Raw genomic sequence first — 21149 nt, forward strand, 5'->3', positions numbered from 1 at the left:
CAACCACCCGCACCCCACACAACAGGACTGCATTGGCATGCCGGGTTCGGATACCTGCATTCATCAACGGCACAAGCAACGTCGAACAACCGGAAGACAGCAACCAAGCGACGCTAACCAACACCCACGACCCGGTGACAGAACCCCACGACCCAAGATGGTCGGGCGCTCAACGTCCGCAGGCGAGAGCCGACCGGTCCGGCGACGGCGTGGCAGGACGGATGCCCCGAGTGTCCCGAGAGAGAATCGACCGGCCGGACCCACCCCGGGGCGCTCAACTCCTGAAGGGGCTGAGAACAGTTCATGACCCAGCCGGACGACGCAGAGGCGCAGTTCGAGGAAGAACTCTCCCGGCTGCACGTGAAGAAGCAGTACGCCGAGCCGGAACGCCGCATGATCGTCCTGGGGCTGTTGCTGGTCGCGGTCGGGCTCGTCCTCCTGGCGAGCAGCCTGGTGGGCGCCCGGCAGGCGATCACCGTCCAGCAGCAGCTCGACAATCTCGCACTCGCCCCGCTGGGCCTCGGTCTGACGGCGGTGGGAGCGACACTATGGTTTCGCAACTCGCTCACCCGCTATCTCCGGTTCTGGCTGATCCGTCTGATCTACGAGGAGCGCAGGAACACGGACCGCCTCGCCGCGGCCGCGGCTCCGAAGCAGGACGAAGACTGAGGACGGCGTACCGGGGGGACCGGGATACCAGGCAGAAGCCGGATCCCCGATGTGGGAAGCCACCGAAGGGGCCCAGATAGTTGGGCCCCCGAGCGGGTTCCCTGGCGTTCCAACACGAAGTTACGCTTTTCGTGTCCTATACCCGTGCACACCCATACGCGTGTCACGGCACATCACCGACCGGTCCCGGGTGACGGTCGAAGGATCCATGGGAGAGTCGAGTGACCGGGTACGTGCGGGTTGATCCGGAGTCTCTGGTGACACTCGGCCAACGACTCCGCGAGCTGGGCGAGGACATCTCCACGTCCACCGAACGAAGTCTCGGCGGCGTGTCTTCGATCGGCGACGGCTACGGCAACCTCCCGGTGGCTTCCGAGGCCGCCCAGCACCACGATCTCAGCGTCGAGGAGTTCGGCAACGCCCTGCGGGATCTTCGGAGACGGTGTGCCGCACACGCCGAGGACGTCCTCACAGCTGCCGCCCGTTACGACGAGGCGGATGCCCGTGCCGCCGACGCCGTCGCGTCCCTCCGCCGCCGGCTCTGAACCAGGCGGTCGGGAAAGGGTCCCCCTGGCGGGAGGGTTCGCCCCCTGGCCCAGGGCGCGGGTGAACCACGCCCGCGTTCGTATCGGGCGCTTGTGCTGCTGTGGGCCAGGGCTTGGCCGGCACGGCGCACCCGTCCGTCAAGAGCCGCCGGACGTGTCCCCTGCTTTTCTGTCTCCTCTGAAAGCCTCACCATGGCATCTCTCTCACGTCGTAAGGCAGTGACACCGGTCAGCGGCAACTCCGATGCCCTACTGTCGGACCTGCTGCCGCCGGGCCAATGGGAACCGTCGGCCGCGTGCCGGAGCACCGACCCCCAGGTGTTCTTCCCCGTCACGGACGGGCACGGCCCGGAACAGACCACAGAGGCCGCGAAGCGCGTCTGCAGCCGCTGCCCGGTGCGCCGGGCCTGCCTCGCACACGCTCTGGAGAACCAGGAGCCGGTCGGGATATGGGGTGGGCTCACCACCAGGGAGCGCGGCCGACTGCTCGCCAAGATGCTTCGGGCTCCCCGAAGGTGCTGAGCCCGGTGGCAACCCCCCGGCAGAGACTCTAAACATCTCGGCCCTCCTCCGGCAGCGCCGTTCTGCCCCTTTCGCCGCGTGTGCGGGCGAGAACGGCCGACCATGTCCTCAGAGACCTTGAAACGGACGACTGGAGCCACCCGGCCGCCCCGAAGACAGTAACTCCCAGGCCGATCGGTGCGAGGGCCAGAGCATGGATCTGCTGCTGAAGGGTGGCAGCCCCGCGCGTCATCACCAGCGAGGCGATCAGGATCGCCAGGCCGGCGCCGCAGAGGAGTACGCCTGTGACCGCACGGAGGCCTCCGGAACCGGTGGCCTCCCGATCGGCATCAGGGTGTCGGAGCGGGCGCGCGGTCTGCGCCGCCTGTCCGGCGGCCCTCGGCGGCCCTGACGCCTCCTCGCGGTCTGGACGTGGCAGCGGGCCTTCGGCTTTGTCGGGCTGCACCTGCCGTACGTTCGGCGCACGTTCCCCGTCCGACTCGTCCCTGCGCCGGGCAGGGCGCAGGTTGCCGGAGATCTCCCCCAGGTAGGAGGCCGCGAGATGCGTCTCGATCACTGGCGGCGAGCCCTGTTCGCGAATGCGCCCATAGATCAACAGACCGGCCGTGTCGGCCACGTCGAGCACTTCCTGCGAGTACTGCTCGACGAGGAGAACGGCCACCCCCTGGTCTGCGATCGCCCGGATCTTCTCGTAGAGATCGGCCAGGGCCTGCGGGCTGAGACCGGCCGAGAGCTCGTCGAGAAGAAGGACCGCCGTGCGGGTCGTGAGGGCCCGGGCGACCGCCAGCATGCGCTGCTCGCCGCCGGAGAGCGTGCCGGCGACTTGGCTTCGGCGCTCCGCCAGGCGGGGAAAGAGGGTGAAGGCCTGGTCCTGCACATCCTCCAGTGGGCGGGGACGGAACGTGGCCATGCGAAGGTTCTCGTCGACGGTGAGATTGGGGAACACGCCCCGGCCTTCCGGTACCAGACACACGCCTGCCCGGGCCAGGGCGTCCGGCGCGGCGCCGGTGACGTCGTGGCCGAGCACGCGGACCGTTCCCTGGTCGGGCCGCAACTGCCCGGAAACGACCTTGAGCGTGGTGGACTTGCCGGCCCCGTTGGGCCCGAGCAACGCGAAGACCTGGCCGGCGGGGACCGCGAGATCGACCCCCCGCAGGACGGCGGCCGTGCCGTAGGACGCGGTGACCCCGGACAGCTCCAGGGCAGGGCGGCGGTAGGTGTCGACGTCCGGTGCCCGGCGCAGCCTCGTCGACGGGTCCCGCTTGCCGAGGTACGCCGTGCGGACTGCGGGGTTGTGGCGGATCTCTGCGGGTGGTGCGGAGGCGATGAGGTGCCCGAAGTCGAGGACGTGCACGGTGTGGCTCACCGACATCACCAGCGTCATGTCGTGCTCGGCGAGAATGACGGCCAGGCCTTCCGCCGCCAGGTGCTGCAGGAGTTGGCCGATGGTGTGGGTCTCGGTCTCGTCCAGGCCGGAGGAGGGCTCGTCCAGCAGGAGCAGGCGCGGCTCGACGACCAGGGCTCGGGCGAGTTCGAGCAGCCGGGCGCTGCCGGGGGGGAGTTGGTTCGCCGGTGTGTCTGCCAGGGATGTGAGGCCCACCATCTCCAGGGCCTGCCGGGCGGCCGACTGCGCGGTCCGTGCGGCGCCACGGGTCTTGTGCTCGACGGCGGCCAGGACGTTCTCGCGGACGGTGAGGGTGCCGAACAGTTCGAGGTGCTGGAACGTCCGGGAGATCCCGAGGTTGGCCCGCGTGTGGGCGGGCAGCGTGGTGATGTCCCTCCCGTCGAAGACGACTCTGCCGCTGACCGGTCGGACGAAGCCGCTGATGACGTCGAACAGCGTGGTCTTGCCGCTTCCGTTCGGTCCGATGAGCCCGGTGACCTGGCCGGCCGGGGCCGTGATGCCGACATCCTGCAGAGCCGCCAGCCCGCCGAAGCGGATGGAGATGCCGTCAAGTTCCAGGAGCGTCACGGCGGTACTCCTCGGGCAGTGAGAGCTGGTCCTCGACGACTTTGAGCGTCTCCGACGTGAAGGGCCGGGTGGTACCCAGCTCACCGGGGTCGACGAGGTCGTGGCGCGGATCCCCTCGGAGTTGCGAGGGTCGCAGGCGGCCGATCGCCGCCGCGATGGCCGGCGCCGCACCGTCTCCGGTGTAGGCGACTGCAACGACGACCAGGCCGGGGCCGAGGAAGCCCAGGGTCTGGAAGAGGGGGGATTGCCAGGTCGACTGCATGACGGCCAGGGCCATGAACAGGAATCCGCCGAGCAGGGCGCCGCTGACCGTGGTGATCCCGGCGATGACGAGGAGGAGGACGACCGGCAGGTTCGCCAGCATGCTGAACTCTCCGGCGTCGACCTGCTTGCGGTGCACGGCCAGTATCGCTCCGGCGAATCCGGCGACAGCGGACGACAGTGCGTAGACGGCCAGCTTGACCCGTGTGATGTCGATGCCCAGCGCCGCGCAGGCTGCGGGACTGTCCCGCACGGCGATGAGGCGCCGGCCGTACCGACTGGCGCGCAGGACCAGGAGTCCGGTGGCCAGGACGGCGAAGGATGCGGTGGTGAGGACCAGGAGCAGCCGGGCGGAGGTGAGGTGCCAGGTGGCGAGGACCTCCGGCGGGACGCCGATGGTGTTGCTGGAGGACTGGCCGAACAGTTCGGGCTGGGGGAAGATCAGCAGCTCCGCCATCCGCGCGAAGGCGAGTGAGGCCAGCGCCATGTAGAGGCCCTGGAGCCTGATGGCCAGCGACGCCATCGCGAGACCGGCCGTGACGGCGAGCACGGCCGCGGCGGCAAGGCCGAGCAGGATCCCGTTGTGGTCCGACACCCTCACCATGGCGAACGCGCCGATGCCCGCGAACGTCATCGGCGCCAGGGAGATCTCTCCGGCCCACCCGATCAGGGGGACCAGTGAGAGCATGATCAGCGAGGTGATGACGGCAAGGATGAGCCAATCGAGCGTCTCATCGGGGAGCACGAGGGCGAGGACGATCGAGAGCAGGATCAGAGCGGCCATGCCGAGGGCGCTGCTGCGCACACCCCGCACCCGGACCGGCGGGGCCCCCATGGGAATCCGGCCGAGCGGAATGCGGCGCTGCGGAAGCGCGAGCAGGACGATGAGGAGGAAGACGGTGGGGATCGCCGGACGGACGTTGCTCCACCTGCCGTTGAGGTCGAGGAACGTGATGGCGTAGGCGTTCAGCAGTCCGAGCAGGACGGCGCCGAGGAAGGTGAGGGGAAGGCTGCGCAGTCGGCCCAGGATCGCCGCCGCGAACGCATCGATGATCAGCAGGGTGAGCGGGACGACGGAGAACGGGATCTCGGGGGCGAGCATGATGCCGGCCAGGGCGGCCAGGCTCGATCCGAGGGCCCAGGCCGCCATGGTTGCCACGTTCGGTCTGGCCCCGTGCAGTGCGGCCAGCTCCTGGTCGTCCACGCACGCGCGCATGGCCACCCCGAAGCGGGTCCGGAACAGCAGGAGGCGCAGTGCGGCGGACACCAGCACGGCGAGTCCGATGGCGATCAGTCGGTGCCAGGTGACGACGATGCCCGCGAGGTGGAAGCCCGTGGTGCCGAAGAAGGGGGGAAGGCTTCGGCTGATCTCGGCGCTGGGCCAGAGCACGCCGACGATGCCGATCAGGGCGAGCATCAGTCCGACGGTCACCATCACCTGCTGCACCACCGGGGCGTTCCGGATGCGCCGCATGACGATGACCGCGCATCCCACGCCGAAGGCCGGGGCCGCGACGCCGAGGACGAGGGCCAGGCACAGCGGGGCCGGCCAGCCCTGGTTCACCCGGAGCTCCCAGTAGAGGAAGGCCATCAGCATGCCGATGGCGCCCTGCGCGAAGTTGAAGATTCCCGAGGTCACGTAGGTGACCACAAGGCCTGCGGCGGCCAGGGCGAAGATGGCTCCGACGGCGAGGCCGGAGACGGTGGCGGCGAACAGTGCAGGTCCGGTGAACGAGCCTGCCACCCAGGCCTGGGTGGCGACGAAGACGACCACGACCAGGCCGGCCACGGCGGCGGCCACCTTGTTCGCCGTGGTCCGTTCCCGGGCTCGCCTCGGGGGTCTCACTGTTCGAATGAGCGTTTCCTCATTCCACGGTCACGACATTGGCGGGGTCGCAGTTCAGGCCCTTGTCCGGATGGACCCGGACGAACTTTCCGTCGCGCACCTGCATGACCATGTAGCACGAGACCTCGGCCTTGTTCCCGATGTCCACCGGGCCCGTCATGCCGTCGGCGTCGAAGTCGTGGATCCCACGAATCGACTCCAGCAGGTTCGCCCGGGTGAGACCGTCGGGCCCCTTGACCGCGACGGTCTGCTCCACCGCCTCGCCGAACAGGAGACCGCTGATCCACGCGCCCTGACTGAAGCCGTTGACCGGTGCCTTGGGGTTGAACTTCTTGAGGGAGGAGATGAACGTCTGGAGGCCCGGATACTGGTCGGCCTCCTCGAAGGGCTCGAAGTAGTTGTAGACGTACTGCCCTTCGACGTCCGCGCCCCCCGTCCGCAGGAAGTCCGGGGTGTAGCACTGGAGCGAGCAGTCCCAGACGACCACCGAGTCGACGCCCTGGACCTTGGCCTCCCGGCGCAGGGCGACGGTCTGGTTGTAGTCGGTCCCCACCCGGACGTAGGTGGCACCGGAGTTCTTGATCGCCAGCGCGAAGGGGGCGTAGTCCGATTCGAGGCCAATGATCGAGAAGCTGCGCGCCTCGGTGAACCCGATCTGCAGCTGCCCCTTCCGGAACCCCTGGGCCTGCGCGAGAGCGCTGGGCGTTGCCGCGTTGTCGAGCCACACGCCGTCGCAGCACCTCTTGTCCTTGAACTCGGCGAGGTACCACCTCTCCGGTCCGAGGATCTGGCGGTGCGGCTGCTGCGACAGCAGCGAGAACGTGTTCGGTGCGGTGGCGTGTTCATCGGTCGGCGTCAGGTTCGCGAAGTCGGGGATTCCGCAGCCTGTCAGGTCGGCGACGTTGCTGTCGGCGATGGCGCTCGTGGCAACCATGGCCAGGTCGTTCTGGCAGGCCTGCCTCACCGCGTTGTGCCAGCCGTCCGCGGTGAGACGGGAGTCGTAGAAGTCGACGACCACCTTTCGTCCGGCGAGGCCGCCACCTGCGTTGACGTGCTCCGCCCACGCCCGCACTCCGTCCACCGCCGGCTGGAACAGCCCCGGGCGGACGGCGACGTTGACGTCGGCGACGACCCCGATGTGCAGTTCGGTCGGGGTGACGCCGGTGTCCGTCGCCTGTAGGGAGACGGAGGGCGACGGACTCGAGGAGGACTCACCGCTGCGGGTCGTGCAGGCGGCCAGGAGCAGGACCGCGACGACCGTCCAGAGCGACGAGCGGCCCACACGCGTAGACAGCATGGCTCCAGCGCTCCGTTCCCCTCGCCGACAGGTCGCGGCAAGGTTCCCGCAATCCGGCGCTCCGGCGAGGGACGCCACACCGGGATCACCCGTACAGCGGCGCTCCGTTTGACAACCCGTCCCCGGCGTAGGGCGCCGGGGACGGGTGGCGGCCTTGCTACGCCGCGAGAACCTCCGCGAGCAGCGGCGGGTCCGCGCCGGGCCGGGAGCAGGTGATGGCGGCCGTGAGAGCCGCGAGGTCCAGTGCGGCGGCCACCGCCGGGTCCAGTTCGGTGCCGCTCATGGCCGCCCGGAGGGTGCTCGGGTTCGAACCCAGCAGTCCGGCGGTGAGCAACCCTGCCAGGAGGCCTGCCATGAAGGCGTCCCCCGCACCGATGGTGTCGGCGACCTCGACTCGGCGCGCAGGCAGATCCCGCCGACCGGCCGGGCCCCAGTGGACGGTCGAGCCCTGCCCGCCCCGGGTGAGGACGACCATGGCGGGGCCGGAACGGGCCCATCGGGCCGCGACATCGGCCGGATCCTCACCGGGGTGCAGCCACGCCAGGTCCTCTTCGCTCGCCTTCACCACATCGGCCGAGGCGACCAGTCGCTCCACACTGGGGCGTTCGTAACCGGGTGGGCCGAGCAGCGCCGGCCGCAGGTTGGGGTCGTAGGAAACCGTGCGGTTCGCCCGGGCCGCGGCCACCATGTCCTCGACCCGGGCGCACCCCGGTTCCAGGGCGGTAGCGATCGATCCGGTGTGGAGGTGCCCCGGTCCTCCCGGGCCGTGCACGGCCGGCGGGTCCCAGTTGATGGCGAACCTGTAGGTGGCACCACCCTGTCCGTCGAGCGTCGCGGTCGCGGTGGACGTGGGACCGTCGGCGACCGAGCCGGGAGCGAGGCGCACCCCGCTGCGCCGCAGGTGCTCCTCGATCAGACGCCCGTGCGGGTCGCTCCCGATGTGGGTGACCAGTTCCACGGGGTGGCCCAGGCGGGCAAGGCCCAGGGCGACGTTGGCGGGGCTGCCGCCTGGGTGCAGGCGCTGCAGCCCGGTGGGTTCCTCCACGACATCGATCAGGGCCTCCCCCACCACGAGCACGTGCGGTCGGTTCAAGGGAGCACCTGGATCTTGCGGCCCTGGCCGGCCTTGAAGAGGTCCAGGGCCTGGGCGTAGTCGGCCAGTGGGAGGCGGTCGCTGATGAACACCTTCGGGTCCAGGACGCCGGAGGCGAACAGTTCGGCGGCCCGCTCGAAGCTGTGCAGCACGGCCATGGAGCCCGTGATGGTGATCTCGTGGTTGTAGATGCGGTAGGGCTCGATGACAGCCCGGGTCGCGTAGTCCGAGACACCGAACTGGAGGAACGTCCCGCCCTTGCCGACTCGCCCCAGACCGTCCTGGATCGCGGCAGCGCTGCCGGTGGCGTCGATGACGACGTCCCAGCCCCGCGGCCGGTCGATCTCGTCGGCGGAGGTCACCGCGTTGCTGCAGCCCAGGAGGCGGGCCGTGGTGAGCCGGTCGGCGTTGATGTCGACCATGTCGACGGTTGCGGCGCCCGTGCGCTTGGCGAGTTCGAGCATCATCAGGCCCATGGTGCCCGAGCCGTAGATCAGCACCCGGTCGGCCAGGCGGCTGCGCAGGACATCGTAGCCGCGGACTGCACAGGAGAGCGGCTCGATCAAGGCGGCGTCAGCCGTCTCCACATGCTCGGGGAGCACCACGCAGTTGGCGACCGGGGCTGCCACGAACTCGGCCGCGCCGCCGGGTACGGTGACCCCGATCGCGGCCCAGCGCTCGCACAGGTTCCCCCGGCCGAGCCGGCAGTAGTAGCACTCACGGCACGGCAGCGACGGGTCCACCGCGACCCTGGCGCCGATGCGGATCTCGGTGACGGCGCTGCCGACGGCCACGACCTCGCCGGCGAACTCGTGACCGGGCACGATCGGCAGGGTGGGTGCGAACTCGCCCTGGAGGATGTGGAGGTCGGTTCCGCACAGGCCGCAGGCCGTCACGGCGACCACCACGTCGCGGGGGCCCGGTGTGGGGTCCGCGACGGTGCCGAACTCGATCCGGCCGGGCTCGGCTATGACGACGGCCTTCACTTGACAGCTCCTAGGGACATGCCCTGGACCAGTCGGTCCTGGGCGGCGAATCCGGCGATGAGGACGGGGAGGGAGACCGCGAGGGCGGCGGCGCAGACCTTCGCCAGGAAGAGCCCCTGGCTGGTGACGAACGAGGTGAGGAAGACCGGTGCGGTGGTGGAGCGGACTCCGGTCAGCACCCGGGCGAAGAGCATCTCGTTCCAGCTGAAGATGAAGCAGATCAGCGATGTGGCGGCGATTCCGGGCGAGGCGATGGGGATGATGATCCGTCGGAAGACGGTGGGCAGGGTGGCGCCGTCTATCGCCGCCGCCTCCAGGATCGCGACCGGGATCTCGGCCAGGAAGGAACGCATCATCCACACGGCGATGGGTAGGTTCATCGAGGTGTAGAGGACGACGAGCAGCCAGATGTTGTCCAGCAGTCCCAGGTTCTGGGCCACCAGGTAGATGGGGAGCAGTCCCGCCACCGCAGGCATCATCTTGGTGGACAGGAAGAAGAACAGGACGTCCGACCACTTCCGTACCGGCCGCACCGACAGCGCGTACGCCGCCGGGATCGCCAGCACCAGCACGAGGAGTGTCGAGGCCACGCTCGCGGTGAGCGAGTTGACCAGGGCCGGCCACGGGCTGGTGCCGGTCGATGCGCCGAAGAACTCGCGATAGCCGTCCAGGGTCAGCGGCGCGGCCAGCGATGGCGGGTTGGTGGCCGCGTCCTCCTCGCCGTGCAGCGAGGTGAGGAGCATCCAGCCGATGGGCAGGGCGAACAGGATGCCCGCCGCCCAGGCCACCAGCCCCCACACGAAGCCGCTTCGGCGGCGGCCCGGGACCCTTCCGGCGCTGGTCAGGGTGGTCATGAGGTTTCCTCTCGCAGCAGGCCGGACACCAGCCGCAGGGCGAGCGTGGCCACGACGATCGTCCCGGCGACGACCACGACGCCGGCCGCCGAGGCCTGCCCGTAGTCGTGGGCCTTGTAGAAGCTCTCGTAGATCACGTAGGGCAAGTTGGCGGTGCCGAGGCCGCCGGAGGTGATGGTGAAGACGGCGTCGAAGTTCTGCACCACGTAGATGGAGCCGAGCAGAGCGGCCAGCTCCAGGTATCGCCGCAGGTGGGGCAGGGTCAGGTAGCGGAACGTCTGCCATGCGTTCGCGCCGTCGACGCGGGCGGCCTCGACCGCGTCCAGGGGCCTGCTCTGCAGGCCGGCCAGCAGGATGAGCATCATGAACGGCGTCCACTGCCAGATCAGGGAGACCGCCACGGCCCCCAGCGGCATGGAGCTGATCCAGTCCGGCTGGGGCGGGTTGTCGCTGCCGAACAGGCGCCACACGGCGGTCAGCAGGCCGTTGAGCAACCCGTACTCGGGGTTGTACAGGGCGTGCTTCCACAGCAGTGCCGAGGCCACCGGCACGACGAGGAAGGGCGCGATCAGCAGGGTTCGGACGGCTCCGCGGCCGCGGAAGCGGCGGTCGAGGAGCAGTGCCAGGACCAGGCCCAGGGCGAGGCTGACCAGCACGACGCCGGCCGTGAGCATGACCGTGGTCAGCATCGAGGAACGCAGGTCCGCGTTACTGAAGACCTCGCCGTAGTTGGCCAGTCCTGCGAACGCCCGCTGGTCGGGGTAGAGGGCGTTCCAGTCCATGAAGGAGATCGCGAGGGTGGCCACGAAGGGCAGCTGAGTGATGACCACCATGAAGACCAGCGCGGGCATCAGCGGCATGCGCGTGATCCAGGCGGCGGCCCGGCCGGCTCCGGGTGGGCTGGGTGCTCGGGAGGCCGTACGCGACGTCCGGCTCCGGGGAGGGTCGGTCAGGGTGCTTGCCACCGGTCCTCACCTGCTCCGGTAGGGCGTGGCGACCTTTTCCGCGAGCTGCTGGCCCTTGTCCAGCGCGGCGTCCACGGAGACGCGGCCGGCGATGGCCGAGGCGACCTCCTGCGACACCTTGGTGCCCAGGTCGGGGAACTCGGGGATGTCGACGAACTGGATGCCGGGCGCGGGCCGCGGCTGGACGCCGGGGTTGCGGGGGTCGGCTCCGGCGATCGCCGCTTCGGTGGCCTTCCAGAACGGTCCGGCCACCGCGCCGTACTCGGAGTTGCTGTAGGTCGAGGTCCGCTTGCCGGCCGGGACGCGGGTCCAGCCGAGTTCCTTGCCGACCAGTTCCTCGTAGGTACGGCTCGACGCCCAGGCCACGAACTTGGCGGACGCGTCCTGGTTCTTGCTCGCCTTCTGGATGCCCCAGGCCCAGGAGTACAGCCAGCCGGAGTTCTGGGTGCGCACCACCGGCGCGGGAGCGTAGCCGACGGCGCCCTTCACCTGTGAGTCCGTGCCTTCGAGCAGTCCGGCGGCCGACGTGGCGTCGTACCACATGGCGACCTTGCCCTGCTGGAAGGCGTTGAGGCACTCCGCGAAGCCTGCCTGCGGCGCGCCGGCCTCGCCGTGGTCGCGGACCAGGTTCACGTAGAAGTTCGTGGCTTCCTTGAAGGCGGGCGCGTTCACCTGGGCCTGCCAGTCATCGGTGAACCAGGTGCCGCCGAAGGTGTTGACCACCGTGGTGAGCGGGGCCATCACCTCGCCCCATCCCGGCAGGCCGCGCAGACAGATGCCCTTCATCCCGGGGTTGGCACCGTCCGCCTTGGCGGCGAGGTCGGCGACCTGCTGCCAGGTCGGGTGCTCCGGCATGGCCAGGCCCTTCGCCTGGAAGACGTCCTTGCGGTACATGAGGAAGGACGACTCGCCGTAGAACGGCTCCGCGTAGAGCTTGCCGTCCGCTCCGGTCAGGCTCGCCTGGACGGTCGGCAGGATGTCGCTCTGGTCGAATCCGGCACTCTTCGAGACCGTGTCGTCCAGCGGGGACAGCCAGCCGTTCTTCCCGTAAATGGGGGCTTCGTAGTTCGATATCGACGCGACGTCGTACGTGCCGGCCTGGCTGGAGAACTCCTGGCTGATCTTGTCCCGTACGTCGTTCTCGGGCAGCACCGTGAAGTTGACCTTGATGCCGGTCTCCTTCGTGAAGTGCGAGGCGGTGAGCTTCTGCAGGTCCACCATCTGGGGATTGTTGACCATCAGGACATTGACGGAGCCACCGCCTTCACCACCGGCGGACGGGCCTCCGGCCCCGGCGCAGCCGGACAGCAGCAGGGCGCTGCAGACACCCGCCGCGATCATGGCGGCCCCAGCACGGGCCCGGCTTCTTGCATTGTCGTTGTTCATGGGGATCGTCTCTCTGTGCGGGGGTGCGCCGGGGTGGCGGCGCGATGTTGGTGGGAGAACGCTGCGGCGATGGGTGGGCCGTCCGATTCAGACCCGTACGACCGTGGGTCCGAGCAGCGAGTAGCGGTGGGCCTCGGCAACCGACAGGCCCGTGTCGGTGATGACGGTTTCGAGTTGGCTGATTTCGGCGAACCGGGCGAAGCTGCTGACGCCGAACTTCGTGTGGACGCCGGCGAAAATGCACCGGCGGGCGGATTTGATGGCCTGCGCCTTGACATCCGCGACGACGGGGTCGGGGGTGGTGAGTCCGAATTCCCTCGATATGCCGTTGGCGCCCATCACGGCCACGTCGATGACGAACGAGGACAGCATCTGGGTCACCCAGGAGCCCACCGTGGCGAGGGTCCTGCCGCGGACCCGGCCACCCAGCAGGAGCACCGTGTTCTCGGGATTCTTGGTGAACGCCGCGGCGGTCGGCAGCGAGGCGGTGATCACGGTCAGCGGCCGGTCGGCAGGGATCAGTTGAGCCAGCAGCAGCTGGGTGTACCCCTCGTCCACGAAGATCGTCTCCGCCTGGCCGATCATGCGCGCCGCCTCGGCCGCAATGCGACGCTTGCTCTCCACGTGACGGGTCTCCCGCTGGGCGAGGTCGGTCTCGAACCCCGCGCTCTCCACCGGGTAGGCACCGCCGTGGGTGCGCTTCACCAGACCTCGGCGTTCCAGCTCCGTGAGGTCCCGCCGGATGGTCTCCGGCGCCACATCGAGGAGCTCGGCGAGCGCGGACACCTCGGACTGTCCGGATTCGCGGACCAGGGCGAGAATCCGGTGCTGCCGCTGCTCACCCCTCATGACCGTGCCTCCGCGTGACTGAAATGTGTCGAGGGGGTTTCGCCCCCGTTGCTTCCCTTGCGAGTTTTATACAGTCGGCTTTCTCGCCCGAGGCGCCCCACATTGGAATAAGATTTGCCCGTTTACGCCCGCATGTGACGCACGTCATGCGAGGTCAGGGCGGTAGTACCAGTTGTGGTTCAGCCCGCTTGCCGCTCCCTCGGAGTTTGTTTTCCTCCGCCGTCGCTGCCCGCTGCGGGCACGGGCGCCCCTCGCAGGAGTCGCAGGGACGCCACCGCACTCCTGTCGGCCCTGATCGGCGGGATCTTTCCGGGTCCAGGCCCCGTCCCGCACGACCTGCATGGATTGGGCCTACCCAAATCAGATGTTTTGGGGCAATCTGGACTAATACCAGCGCAGCCGAACCGTTGCCGAGCATCCCAGCCCTTGAGCCACCCCTAAGGCGTGGACCATGAAGCCCCAGGACCTCCTGCACACGCACATCGTCGCCTCCACCGAGACCGCGCTCCTGAAGCTCGCGGGCGAACTCGACATGGCCACGGCGCCACTCGTGGACCAGGCGGTTGCCGACTGCCTCGCCGGCGGCGTACTGCGGCTGAACATCGATCTCGCGGCGGTCACCTTCTGCGACGCCGCAGGGCTGCGGGCGCTCGAACGCGCGAACCGCGCGAGCGCCGCCCACTGCACGGTGTTCCGCCTGGCGGGCATACATCGCCGACTGCGGCGCACCTTCGGGCTCCATCTCGCGAGCGGCCTCATCGCTCCGGCGATGACCGATCTGACGCGGCTGCGCGGCGCAGCGCAGCGGACCACGGAGGACAGGATGGGCACCTCGACGCACGCGTGGGCGAGCCAGATCTGTCCCGCTCCGTGATTGGTCAGCAGCAGACGCGCGGCGGTCGCCGCCCGGGCGGGTGAGTTCCGGCCCGCCGGGACCTTCGGTCGGTCCGGAACGGCTCCCGTTTCCAACCGGCCGGTCCGCCCCGCACAACGCCAGGACGCCGGTCTTCGGACGTGTCCCGAAGACCGGCGTGGCCCGTCACTACAGATTCGCGCCGTCCGACCGGGTGGCCCCGGCGACGGGTCCACCGGACTGTGGTCCGCGAAGCTCACTTGACGGAGCCGGCCATGGCGCCTTGGACGAAGTAACGCTGGAACGAGAAGAAGACGATCACGGGGACCAGCAGGGAGAGGAAGGCGCCGGGGGCCAGCACGTCCAGGTTGCTGCCGAACTGCCGCATCTGCGACTGGAGCAGGACGGTGAGCGGCTGATTGTCGCTTCCCGCGAAGATCAGTGCCACCAGCATGTCGTTCCACACCCAGAGGAACTGGAAGATGCACAGTGAGGCCAGCGCCGGGGCAGCCAGCGGCAGGGCCAGGGTACGGAAGATCCGCCACTCGCCGCAGCCGTCCACCCGGGCGGCTTCGAGGATCTCGTGCGGGATCTCCAGGAAGTGCCCGCGCATCAGGAAGACGGCGAACGGCAACCCGTAACCGACGTGGAACAGCACCACCCCGGGGATAGTGCCGAACAGGCCCACTACGCCCATCAGCTTGGCGACCGGGATCAGCCCGATCTGGACCGGAACGACCAGAAGGCCGACCACCACCAGGAAGACGATGTCGCGGCCCGGGAACTCCAGCCAGGCGAAGGCGTATCCGGCGAGGGCGGCGACCGCCACGGTCAGCAAGGTCGCGGGGACGGCGATCAGGACCGTGTTCCAGAGCGCCCCGAGGACGTCGCCGCCCTGGAGGAGCGCGCTGTAGTTCTCGAAGCCCAGCTGCGACGGTGAGGTGAGGGCGGTCCACCAGCCGGAGCCCGCGCTGAGTTCCTTGGGGCGCAGCGATGAGAACAGCAGGCCAGCGGTCGGGGTGAGCCAGACCAGTGCGGTGAGCGCCAGGACCCCCTGCACGCTCCAGCTCCGGGTGAGCTTGACCAGTCGGGCTGGCAACGTCCCACGCCGCGTCGGGGGGGCATGGAGGGTGTCGTCGCTCATCGGATGCCTCCAAGGAGACCCCGGCCTTTGGGCCGGGGTGGGGGAACCTCCCGCTTGCGGGGGAGAATTGGCTTGCCCGCGTTGGGGATACCCCCTGCCGGAGGCCGGAGAAGGGTGCGGGGAAGTCGGACGGCAGTCAAGGCGACTTGGTGCGTTGATAGTTGATTGTTCGTCACGTGATCACAATCGGTAGTGTTGGCGTGTGATCCATGGGACCGTCCATGTGAAGCGGGCTTTTCAAGTACCGCTTCTATCCGACCGATGCGCAGGCGGCTGAGCTGTCGCGCACGTTCGGGGTGTGTGCGGAAGGTCTGCAACATGGCATTGCAGGCCCGCACGGAGGCGTGGACGCTGCGTGGGGAGCGAGTCAACTACGACGCCACGTCGGCAATGCTGACGGCGTGGAAGAAGACCGAGGAACTGGCCTACCTCCGCGAGGTGTCGTCGATCCCGTTGCAGCAGACGCTCCGCCACTTGCAGGGAGCGTTCGCCTGCTTCTGGACGAAGCGGGCGAAGTACCCGACGTACACCAGGTCCGCGTTCCGGTTCCGGGACGGCTCGCTGGCCTTGGCGAAGATGGCGCAGCCGCTGGATCGTGTGGTCCCGGCATCTTCCCGAGGAGGCGGTTCCGCCCACGGTGACCGTGTCCCAGGACGCGGCCGGGCGCTGGTTCATCTCCCTGGTGTGCGAGGACCGGCCGATCATGCCCGCCCCCGCGAACGCGGCAGTGGGCATCGATGCCGGGATCACCAGCCTGGTGACGCTCTCCGCCGGGGAGAAGATCACCAATCCGAAGCACGAACGCAGGGACCGCGAGCGTCTGGCCAGGGCCCAGCGGGAGCTGTCCCGCAAGGCCGAGGGTTCCAACAATCGGACGAAGGCCCGGCTGAAGGTCGCGCGGGTCCACGCCCGGATCGCGGATCGGCGCCGGGACTTCCTGCACAAGCTCAGCACCCGACTCGTCCGTGAGAACCAAACGGTCGTGCTCGAGGACCTCATCGCCCGGAACATGCTCAAGAACCGGCGGCTCGCCCGAGCCGTTTCGGACGCCTCGTGGACCGAGATGCGGTCCATGCTGGAGTACAAGGCCCATTGGTACGGCAGGGACCTGGTCGTGATCGACCGCTGGTTCCCCTCGTCCAGGCTGTGCTCGGTCTGCGGAACCCTGCAAGGCACGATGCCCCTCGACGTCCGCGAGTGGACGTGCGCCTGCGGCGCACACCACGATCGGGAGGTGAACGCGGCACTCAACATCCTGGCCGCCGGAATGGCGGTTACAGCCTGTGGATACGGTGTAAGACCTCAACGGAGTACTCCGGGCGGGCAGTCGTCGGTGAAGCAGGAAGTCGTCCCACCGCGGCGCACACGCGCAACGGCTCAGCCGCGAGGCTGAGGGGAACCCCCACCCTCCAGGGCATGGGGAAGTCAACGTCAGTTCCTCCGGAAGCGTCGGACGTTGAGGATCATGGCCGGCACCACCAGGAGCAGGAGCAGCACGCCGAGTGCGCTTCCGAGGCCCTGGTTGTTGCCGCCTCCGAAGGAGACCAGCCACAGTTGCAGGGCCAGGACGTTGGCGTCCTGTTGAACCGGGCCCGGCGCGATGATGTAGACCAGGTCGAAGATCTTCATGACGTTGATGACCATGGTCACGAGGACCACGCCGAGCACGGGTGCCAGCATCGGCACCGTGATGCGGCGGAAGACCTGCCATTCCCCCGCGCCGTCCATCCGGGCTGCCTCGAGGAGTTCTCGGGGGAGGTTGGCCAGGCCGGCGCCGATGATGACCATGGCGAAGCCGGCCCAGATCCAGATGTAGGCGCCGATGATCGCGGGAGTGATCAGTGTCGGGCCGAGCCAGTCGACGCCGTTGTACGGCAGGGCGAAGTCGGCCGCCGGGAGGACGACGGATGCCGTTGCTGTGGGCGCGGCGTCGAAGTGGAAGGAGCCGTCGGCCGCCGTCTTGGTGGCGGCTACCGTTCTTCCTTCGCTGAGCAGTTGGACGCTCACGTCGGGCAGCCCCTTCTTCCCGGGGTCCAGCTGTCCGGGTCTGCCGCCTCCGCCGGGGATGAAGTCGAGGAAGACGACGCCGTTCGTTCCGCCCGCTGCGGGGGGCAGTGCGGCCGGTCGGGCGGTCGTGGGCAGGTTGGTCGGTGCGACGCCCACCATCGGGAGCAGCAGCGTCCCGGAGCTCGCCGGGGCGCTCAGTGTTCCGTCCGGCCGCTTGCTCAGTGCGGTGTTGTCGCGCGGGTGGGCGCCCGGGAACAAGGCGTCGTCGTTGACGGTGTCGTGGATGGTGACGGCGGCGGCGTTGAGCACGCCGCGGTGCGGGTCCGCGTCGTAGACCAGGCGGAAGATGATGCCGGCGGCGAGGAAGGAGATCGCCATGGGCATGAAGACCAGCAGCTTGAACGCGGTGGACCAGCGCACCTTTTCGGTGAGGACGGCGAAGACCAGGCCGATCGCCGTGACCAGGGCGGGAGCGACGGCCACCCAGACGGCGTTGTTGCGGATCGCGGTGAGGGTGGCCTTGTCGTGGACCGCCTCTCCGTAGTTGCCGAGCCCGACGAAGTGGTCGCCGGAGGCGTCGTAGAGGCTGCGCACGACGGAGTAGCCGATGGGGTAGACCACCAGGGCGCCCAGGAGCAGGATGGCCGGGAGGATGAAGACCAGGGCCAAGGTCCGGCGCCGCCGCTTGGCGGCGGCGCCGGGGGTCTTGGACCGGTGGGAGGTCGTCGGCATGTCGTGATCAGCCCTTGTAGGCCTTGGCCGCGTCGGCTTCGAGCTTGTTCGCCGCGCCCTGGACGTCGGAAGGGTTGGCCAGGAAGTCCTGGAGGTCCTTCCACTCGCCGGAGCCGGCGGTGCCGCCGAAGGCCGCGGGTGCCTGGTCCGACATGTCGAAGCGGAAGGTGTCGCCGGCGTCGATCAGCGACTTGGCGAACTGGCGGGTGGTGTCGTCCGGGTAGAGCGAGAGGGCGACGGCACGGTTCGGGGAGAGGAAGCCGCCGGACTTGGCCCAGATCTCCGCTGCCTGGGGGCTGGCGAGGTATTCGACCAGCTTCTGGGCGGCGGTCTTGTTCTTGCCGTCCTTGAGGACGACCGCCGCGTCGCCGCCGCCCATCACGGGTGCCTTGCCCGTGTCCACGGCCGGGAAGGGGAAGACCTTGGCGTCCTGTCCGACGGTCTTCTTGAGGTCGCCGGAGATGACGCCGCCGACGAAGTCCCCCTCGTAGGTCAGGGCGGCCTTCGGCTGGGGGCCGAAGACCTGCTGCACGGAGGTCGGGAAGTCGGTCTGCAGGGCGCCCTTGGTGCCGCCGGCGACCAGGGCGGGATCGCCGAAGAGCTTGCCGAGTGTGGTGAGGGCCTTGATGACGGACGGGTCGGTCCACGGGATCTGATGCTTGGTCAGCTTGTCGTACATTTCGGGGCCGGCCTGGGAGAGGTAGACGTTCTCGAACCAGTCGGTGAGCGGCCAGCCAGCCTGGCCGGCGATCGAGAACGCGGAGGTGCCCGAGTCGGAGACGGCCCTGCTCACCTTGAGCAGTTCGTCCCAGTTGGCGGGCGGCTGGACACCTGCGATCTGGAGGGCGGCGGCATTGTACCAGACGGTGGACTTGTTGGCGGCCTTGAAGTAGAGGCCGTACTGCGTGCCGTCCACGGTGGCGAGGTCGGACCAGACGGAGGCGAAGTTCTTCTTGGCGGCGGCGGTGGTGGCCGGGGCGAGGGGCTCCAGCCAGCCCTGCTTGGCGAACTGTGCCAGCACGCCGGGCTGGGGCACCATCACGACGTCCATGGCGTCGCCGCCGGCGATCTTGCTGCCGACCAGGGTGGAGAGGTTGTCACCGGTGGATATGAAGGTGGTGGTGGCGCCGGTCTGGGCGGTGAAGGCGTCCAGCACCTTCTTGAAGTTGTCCTGCTCGGAGCCCGTCCAGACCGCGGCGACGGAGACCGTCTGGCCCTTCAGTTCCTGGCTTCCGGCGCTGGCGGTGCTGCCGGATCCGGTGCCACTGCCGCAGGCGGTGCCGGTGGCGGCGAGTACCAGGGCGACGGCCAGGGCGGTGGTGGTTCGCTGGAGCCTCATCGTTGAGTCTTTCCTTCGGGGGCTTGCGGGTGGTGGGTGTTCCGCCCGGGGGTGGCGCTGGTCCTCGGAGGTACAGGGCGTCAGGAGGTGGTGGTGGCCCACCAGGCGGCGGTCGCGGCCGGCAGGACGCCGGGCGGGCAGGGCCCGCTGGCGATCAGTGGGGCACCGTCAACGGGCGCGGGCACCGGGCCGACGCCGAAGTTGACGGCGCAGACCAGGCCGTCGCCACGGGTGAGGGCCAGCACGTCGGGCCCGCAGTCCAGCCACCGGATCGAGTCCGCGCCGAACTGCGGCATGGTCCTGCGCAGTTGGAGGGCCTCGCGGTACAGGTGCCAGAAGGATCCGGTGTCGGCGAGCACCCGCTCCGCGGTGTGGGCGGCGAAGTGTTCGGGCTGCGGCAGCCAGGGGCGGGCGGGTGCGTCGTCCGGGCTGAAGCCGAACGGTGCGTGGCCGCCGGACCACGGCATGGGGATGCGGCAGCCGTCGCGTATTCCGGTCCGGCTGCCGGTGCGGTGGAAGATCGGGTCGGTGATCAGTTCGTCGGGCAGGTCGGTGACCTCGGGCAGGCCGAGTTCCTCGCCCTGGTAGATGTAGGCGGCGCCGGGCAGTGCCAGCATGAGCAGCGCGGCGGCCGCGGCCCGGGCCGGGCCCGCGACCGGGTCGGTCCCGGCGAAACGGCTGACCGTGCGGACCTGGTCGTGGTTGTTGAGGACCCAGGTGACGGTGGATCCGGTGGCGGCGATGTCCCGGACCGCCTCGTCGACGACGCGCTGGACGTGCTCGCGGTCCCAGGGCGCGTGCAGCAGGTGGAAGAAGAAGGCCTGGTGCAGTTCGTCGGGGCGGACGTACTCGGCCTGCTGGGCGGGGGTGGGCACGGAGGCCTCACCGACCAGCAGGCGGTCCCGGCCGTCGCGGGCGGTGTACTCCTCGCAGATCGCCCGCCAGGCACGCCACACCTGGTGCACCTCGGGCTGGTTCCAGGCGAGGGGGTTGACGGAGTCGCGGGTGCGCTCGTCGGCCTCCGGGTCGGCGGAGTCGGGCAGCAGCGGGTGCTTGAAGAGCCCGGCGGCGACGTCGATCCGGAACCCGTCGACGCCCCGGTCGAGCCAGAAGCGCAGGATCCGTTCGAACTCCTCGGCTATGGCGGGGTTGCGCCAGTTGAAGTCGGGCTGCTCGGTCGTGAACATGTGCAGGTACCACTGGCCGGGGTTGCCGTCGGCTTCGACGACCCTGGTCCAGGCGGGGCCGCCGAACATCACCCGCCAGTTGTTGGGAGGGAGTTCGCCGGTTTCGCCGCGGCCGTCCGCGAAGTGGAAGCGGGCGCGCTCGTGGCTGCCCGGGGCCGCCGCCAGTGCCTGCTGGAACCAGGGGTGCCAGCTGGAGCAGTGGTTGGGCACGGTGTCCACCACCAGCTTGAGACCGAGCAGTCGGCACCCGTCGACCAGGCGCGCGAAGTCCTCCAGGTCGCCGTAGACCGGGTCCACCGCGCAGTGGTCGGCGATGTCGTAGCCGTGGTCGTGCTGGGGCGAGACGTAGAACGGGTTGAGCCAGACGCCGTCCACGCCGAGGCGCTTGAGGTAGGGCAGGCGTTCCCGCACTCCGGCGAGGTCGCCGATCCCGTCGCCGTTGGAGTCGCTGAAGCTGCGGACGTACACCTGGTAGATCACAGCGGCCCGCCACCAGCCCTTCCCCGGGAGGAGGGACGTGGTGGTGCGTGCCGACCGGTCGGGTGAGGTTCGGCGAACGGTCGGGCTGCTTCGTCCGGGGGCGCGGACGTGATCATCTTTCACCATCTTTCGGGGCCGCTGGACTCTGGGCTCGCCGTTGAG

The 21149-nt window shown here is 69.3% G+C and carries 17 protein-coding genes and 1 pseudogene; 5 read left to right on the top strand and 13 right to left on the bottom strand.

Going from position 1 to position 21149, the window contains the following annotated elements; genetic code table 11:
• Positions 1 to 303 precede the first annotated feature (303 nt).
• From OG689_RS40385 to OG689_RS40395, 3 genes are all read left to right on the top strand, one after another.
• Positions 304 to 669, top strand: a complete 366-nt coding sequence (locus tag OG689_RS40385) for a hypothetical protein (RefSeq protein ID WP_266327988.1) — start codon at positions 304 to 306, stop codon at positions 667 to 669.
• Positions 670 to 902: 233 nt separating this feature from the next.
• Positions 903 to 1214: a type VII secretion target gene (locus OG689_RS40390; protein ID WP_266328363.1), complete on the top strand. Its 312-nt coding sequence runs from the start codon at positions 903 to 905 to the stop codon at positions 1212 to 1214.
• Between the two features lie 192 nt (positions 1215 to 1406).
• Complete coding sequence (locus OG689_RS40395) at positions 1407 to 1736, top strand: WhiB family transcriptional regulator (protein ID WP_323189402.1); 330 nt, start codon at positions 1407 to 1409, stop codon at positions 1734 to 1736.
• A 28-nt stretch (positions 1737 to 1764) separates the two neighbouring features.
• On the opposite strand, the gene OG689_RS40400 is transcribed toward OG689_RS40395, so the two are convergent.
• The 9 genes from OG689_RS40400 to OG689_RS40440 form a co-directional block, all read right to left on the bottom strand.
• On the bottom strand, positions 1765 to 3708 hold the full coding sequence (locus OG689_RS40400) for an ATP-binding cassette domain-containing protein (RefSeq protein ID WP_266327990.1): 1944 nt from the start codon (positions 3706 to 3708) through the stop codon (positions 1765 to 1767).
• Positions 3689 to 5770 (bottom strand): ABC transporter permease, encoded by a 2082-nt coding sequence (locus OG689_RS40405; RefSeq protein WP_266327992.1) that lies wholly within the window; start codon positions 5768 to 5770, stop codon positions 3689 to 3691. Before OG689_RS40405 ends, OG689_RS40400 begins: the two co-directional genes overlap by 20 nt.
• A 64-nt stretch (positions 5771 to 5834) precedes the next feature.
• Entirely contained in the window at positions 5835 to 7112 is a 1278-nt protein-coding gene (locus OG689_RS40410; protein WP_266327994.1) for an ABC transporter substrate-binding protein, read from the bottom strand.
• Positions 7113 to 7269: 157 nt separating this feature from the next.
• On the bottom strand, positions 7270 to 8205 hold the full coding sequence (locus tag OG689_RS40415; RefSeq protein WP_266327996.1) for a carbohydrate kinase: 936 nt from the start codon (positions 8203 to 8205) through the stop codon (positions 7270 to 7272).
• Positions 8202 to 9191, bottom strand: coding sequence for a zinc-dependent alcohol dehydrogenase family protein (locus tag OG689_RS40420; RefSeq protein WP_266327998.1), 990 nt, complete (start codon positions 9189 to 9191; stop codon positions 8202 to 8204). The genes OG689_RS40415 and OG689_RS40420 overlap by 4 nt, the downstream gene beginning before the upstream one ends.
• Complete coding sequence (locus OG689_RS40425) at positions 9188 to 10045, bottom strand: carbohydrate ABC transporter permease (RefSeq protein ID WP_266328000.1); 858 nt, start codon at positions 10043 to 10045, stop codon at positions 9188 to 9190. Before OG689_RS40425 ends, OG689_RS40420 begins: the two co-directional genes overlap by 4 nt.
• Positions 10042 to 10998 carry a carbohydrate ABC transporter permease gene (locus tag OG689_RS40430; RefSeq protein WP_266328367.1) on the bottom strand — a complete coding sequence of 319 codons (957 nt, stop codon included), beginning with the start codon at positions 10996 to 10998 and terminating at the stop codon, positions 10042 to 10044. Before OG689_RS40430 ends, OG689_RS40425 begins: the two co-directional genes overlap by 4 nt.
• A gap of 18 nt (positions 10999 to 11016) precedes the next feature.
• Complete coding sequence (locus OG689_RS40435; RefSeq protein ID WP_266328002.1) at positions 11017 to 12396, bottom strand: sugar ABC transporter substrate-binding protein; 1380 nt, start codon at positions 12394 to 12396, stop codon at positions 11017 to 11019.
• A gap of 87 nt (positions 12397 to 12483) precedes the next feature.
• Positions 12484 to 13245 carry a DeoR/GlpR family DNA-binding transcription regulator gene (locus OG689_RS40440; RefSeq protein ID WP_266328004.1) on the bottom strand — a complete coding sequence of 254 codons (762 nt, stop codon included), beginning with the start codon at positions 13243 to 13245 and terminating at the stop codon, positions 12484 to 12486.
• Between the two features lie 451 nt (positions 13246 to 13696).
• On the opposite strand from OG689_RS40440, the gene OG689_RS40445 reads away from it, so the two are divergent.
• Positions 13697 to 14119, top strand: a complete 423-nt coding sequence (locus OG689_RS40445; RefSeq protein ID WP_266328006.1) for an STAS domain-containing protein — start codon at positions 13697 to 13699, stop codon at positions 14117 to 14119.
• Between the two features lie 235 nt (positions 14120 to 14354).
• On the opposite strand, the gene OG689_RS40450 is transcribed toward OG689_RS40445, so the two are convergent.
• Positions 14355 to 15242, bottom strand: coding sequence for a carbohydrate ABC transporter permease (locus OG689_RS40450; protein WP_266328008.1), 888 nt, complete (start codon positions 15240 to 15242; stop codon positions 14355 to 14357).
• Positions 15243 to 15478: 236 nt separating this feature from the next.
• On the opposite strand from OG689_RS40450, the pseudogene OG689_RS40455 reads away from it, so the two are divergent.
• Positions 15479 to 16635 (top strand): annotated as a pseudogene (locus tag OG689_RS40455) (RNA-guided endonuclease InsQ/TnpB family protein); the annotation flags it as partial.
• Positions 16636 to 16673: 38 nt separating this feature from the next.
• Here the strand turns inward: OG689_RS40455 and OG689_RS40460 are convergent.
• The 3 genes from OG689_RS40460 to OG689_RS40470 form a co-directional block, all read right to left on the bottom strand.
• Positions 16674 to 17981 (bottom strand): carbohydrate ABC transporter permease, encoded by a 1308-nt coding sequence (locus OG689_RS40460; RefSeq protein ID WP_266328010.1) that lies wholly within the window; start codon positions 17979 to 17981, stop codon positions 16674 to 16676.
• Positions 17982 to 17988: 7 nt separating this feature from the next.
• Entirely contained in the window at positions 17989 to 19320 is a 1332-nt protein-coding gene (locus tag OG689_RS40465; RefSeq protein ID WP_266328012.1) for an ABC transporter substrate-binding protein, read from the bottom strand.
• A gap of 80 nt (positions 19321 to 19400) precedes the next feature.
• Positions 19401 to 21113, bottom strand: coding sequence for an alpha-amylase family glycosyl hydrolase (locus OG689_RS40470; RefSeq protein WP_266328014.1), 1713 nt, complete (start codon positions 21111 to 21113; stop codon positions 19401 to 19403).
• Between the last annotated feature and the right edge of the window lie 36 nt (positions 21114 to 21149).

Origin of the sequence: Kitasatospora sp. NBC_00240, from assembly GCF_026342405.1 — a bacterium.
Classification (GTDB): Bacteria; Actinomycetota; Actinomycetes; order Streptomycetales; family Streptomycetaceae; genus Kitasatospora.

Coding starts and splice junctions, on each gene's coding strand:
- OG689_RS40385 (WP_266327988.1), top strand. CDS start 304: ATGACCCAGCCGGACGACGCAGAGGCGCAGTTCGAGGAAGAACTCTCC.
- OG689_RS40395 (WP_323189402.1), top strand. CDS start 1,407: ATGGCATCTCTCTCACGTCGTAAGGCAGTGACACCGGTCAGCGGCAAC.
- OG689_RS40410 (WP_266327994.1), bottom strand. CDS start 7,112: ATGCTGTCTACGCGTGTGGGCCGCTCGTCGCTCTGGACGGTCGTCGCG.
- OG689_RS40425 (WP_266328000.1), bottom strand. CDS start 10,045: ATGACCACCCTGACCAGCGCCGGAAGGGTCCCGGGCCGCCGCCGAAGC.
- OG689_RS40435 (WP_266328002.1), bottom strand. CDS start 12,396: ATGAACAACGACAATGCAAGAAGCCGGGCCCGTGCTGGGGCCGCCATG.
- OG689_RS40440 (WP_266328004.1), bottom strand. CDS start 13,245: ATGAGGGGTGAGCAGCGGCAGCACCGGATTCTCGCCCTGGTCCGCGAA.
- OG689_RS40445 (WP_266328006.1), top strand. CDS start 13,697: ATGAAGCCCCAGGACCTCCTGCACACGCACATCGTCGCCTCCACCGAG.
- OG689_RS40450 (WP_266328008.1), bottom strand. CDS start 15,242: ATGAGCGACGACACCCTCCATGCCCCCCCGACGCGGCGTGGGACGTTG.
- OG689_RS40460 (WP_266328010.1), bottom strand. CDS start 17,981: ATGCCGACGACCTCCCACCGGTCCAAGACCCCCGGCGCCGCCGCCAAG.
- OG689_RS40465 (WP_266328012.1), bottom strand. CDS start 19,320: ATGAGGCTCCAGCGAACCACCACCGCCCTGGCCGTCGCCCTGGTACTC.
- OG689_RS40470 (WP_266328014.1), bottom strand. CDS start 21,113: ATGGTGAAAGATGATCACGTCCGCGCCCCCGGACGAAGCAGCCCGACC.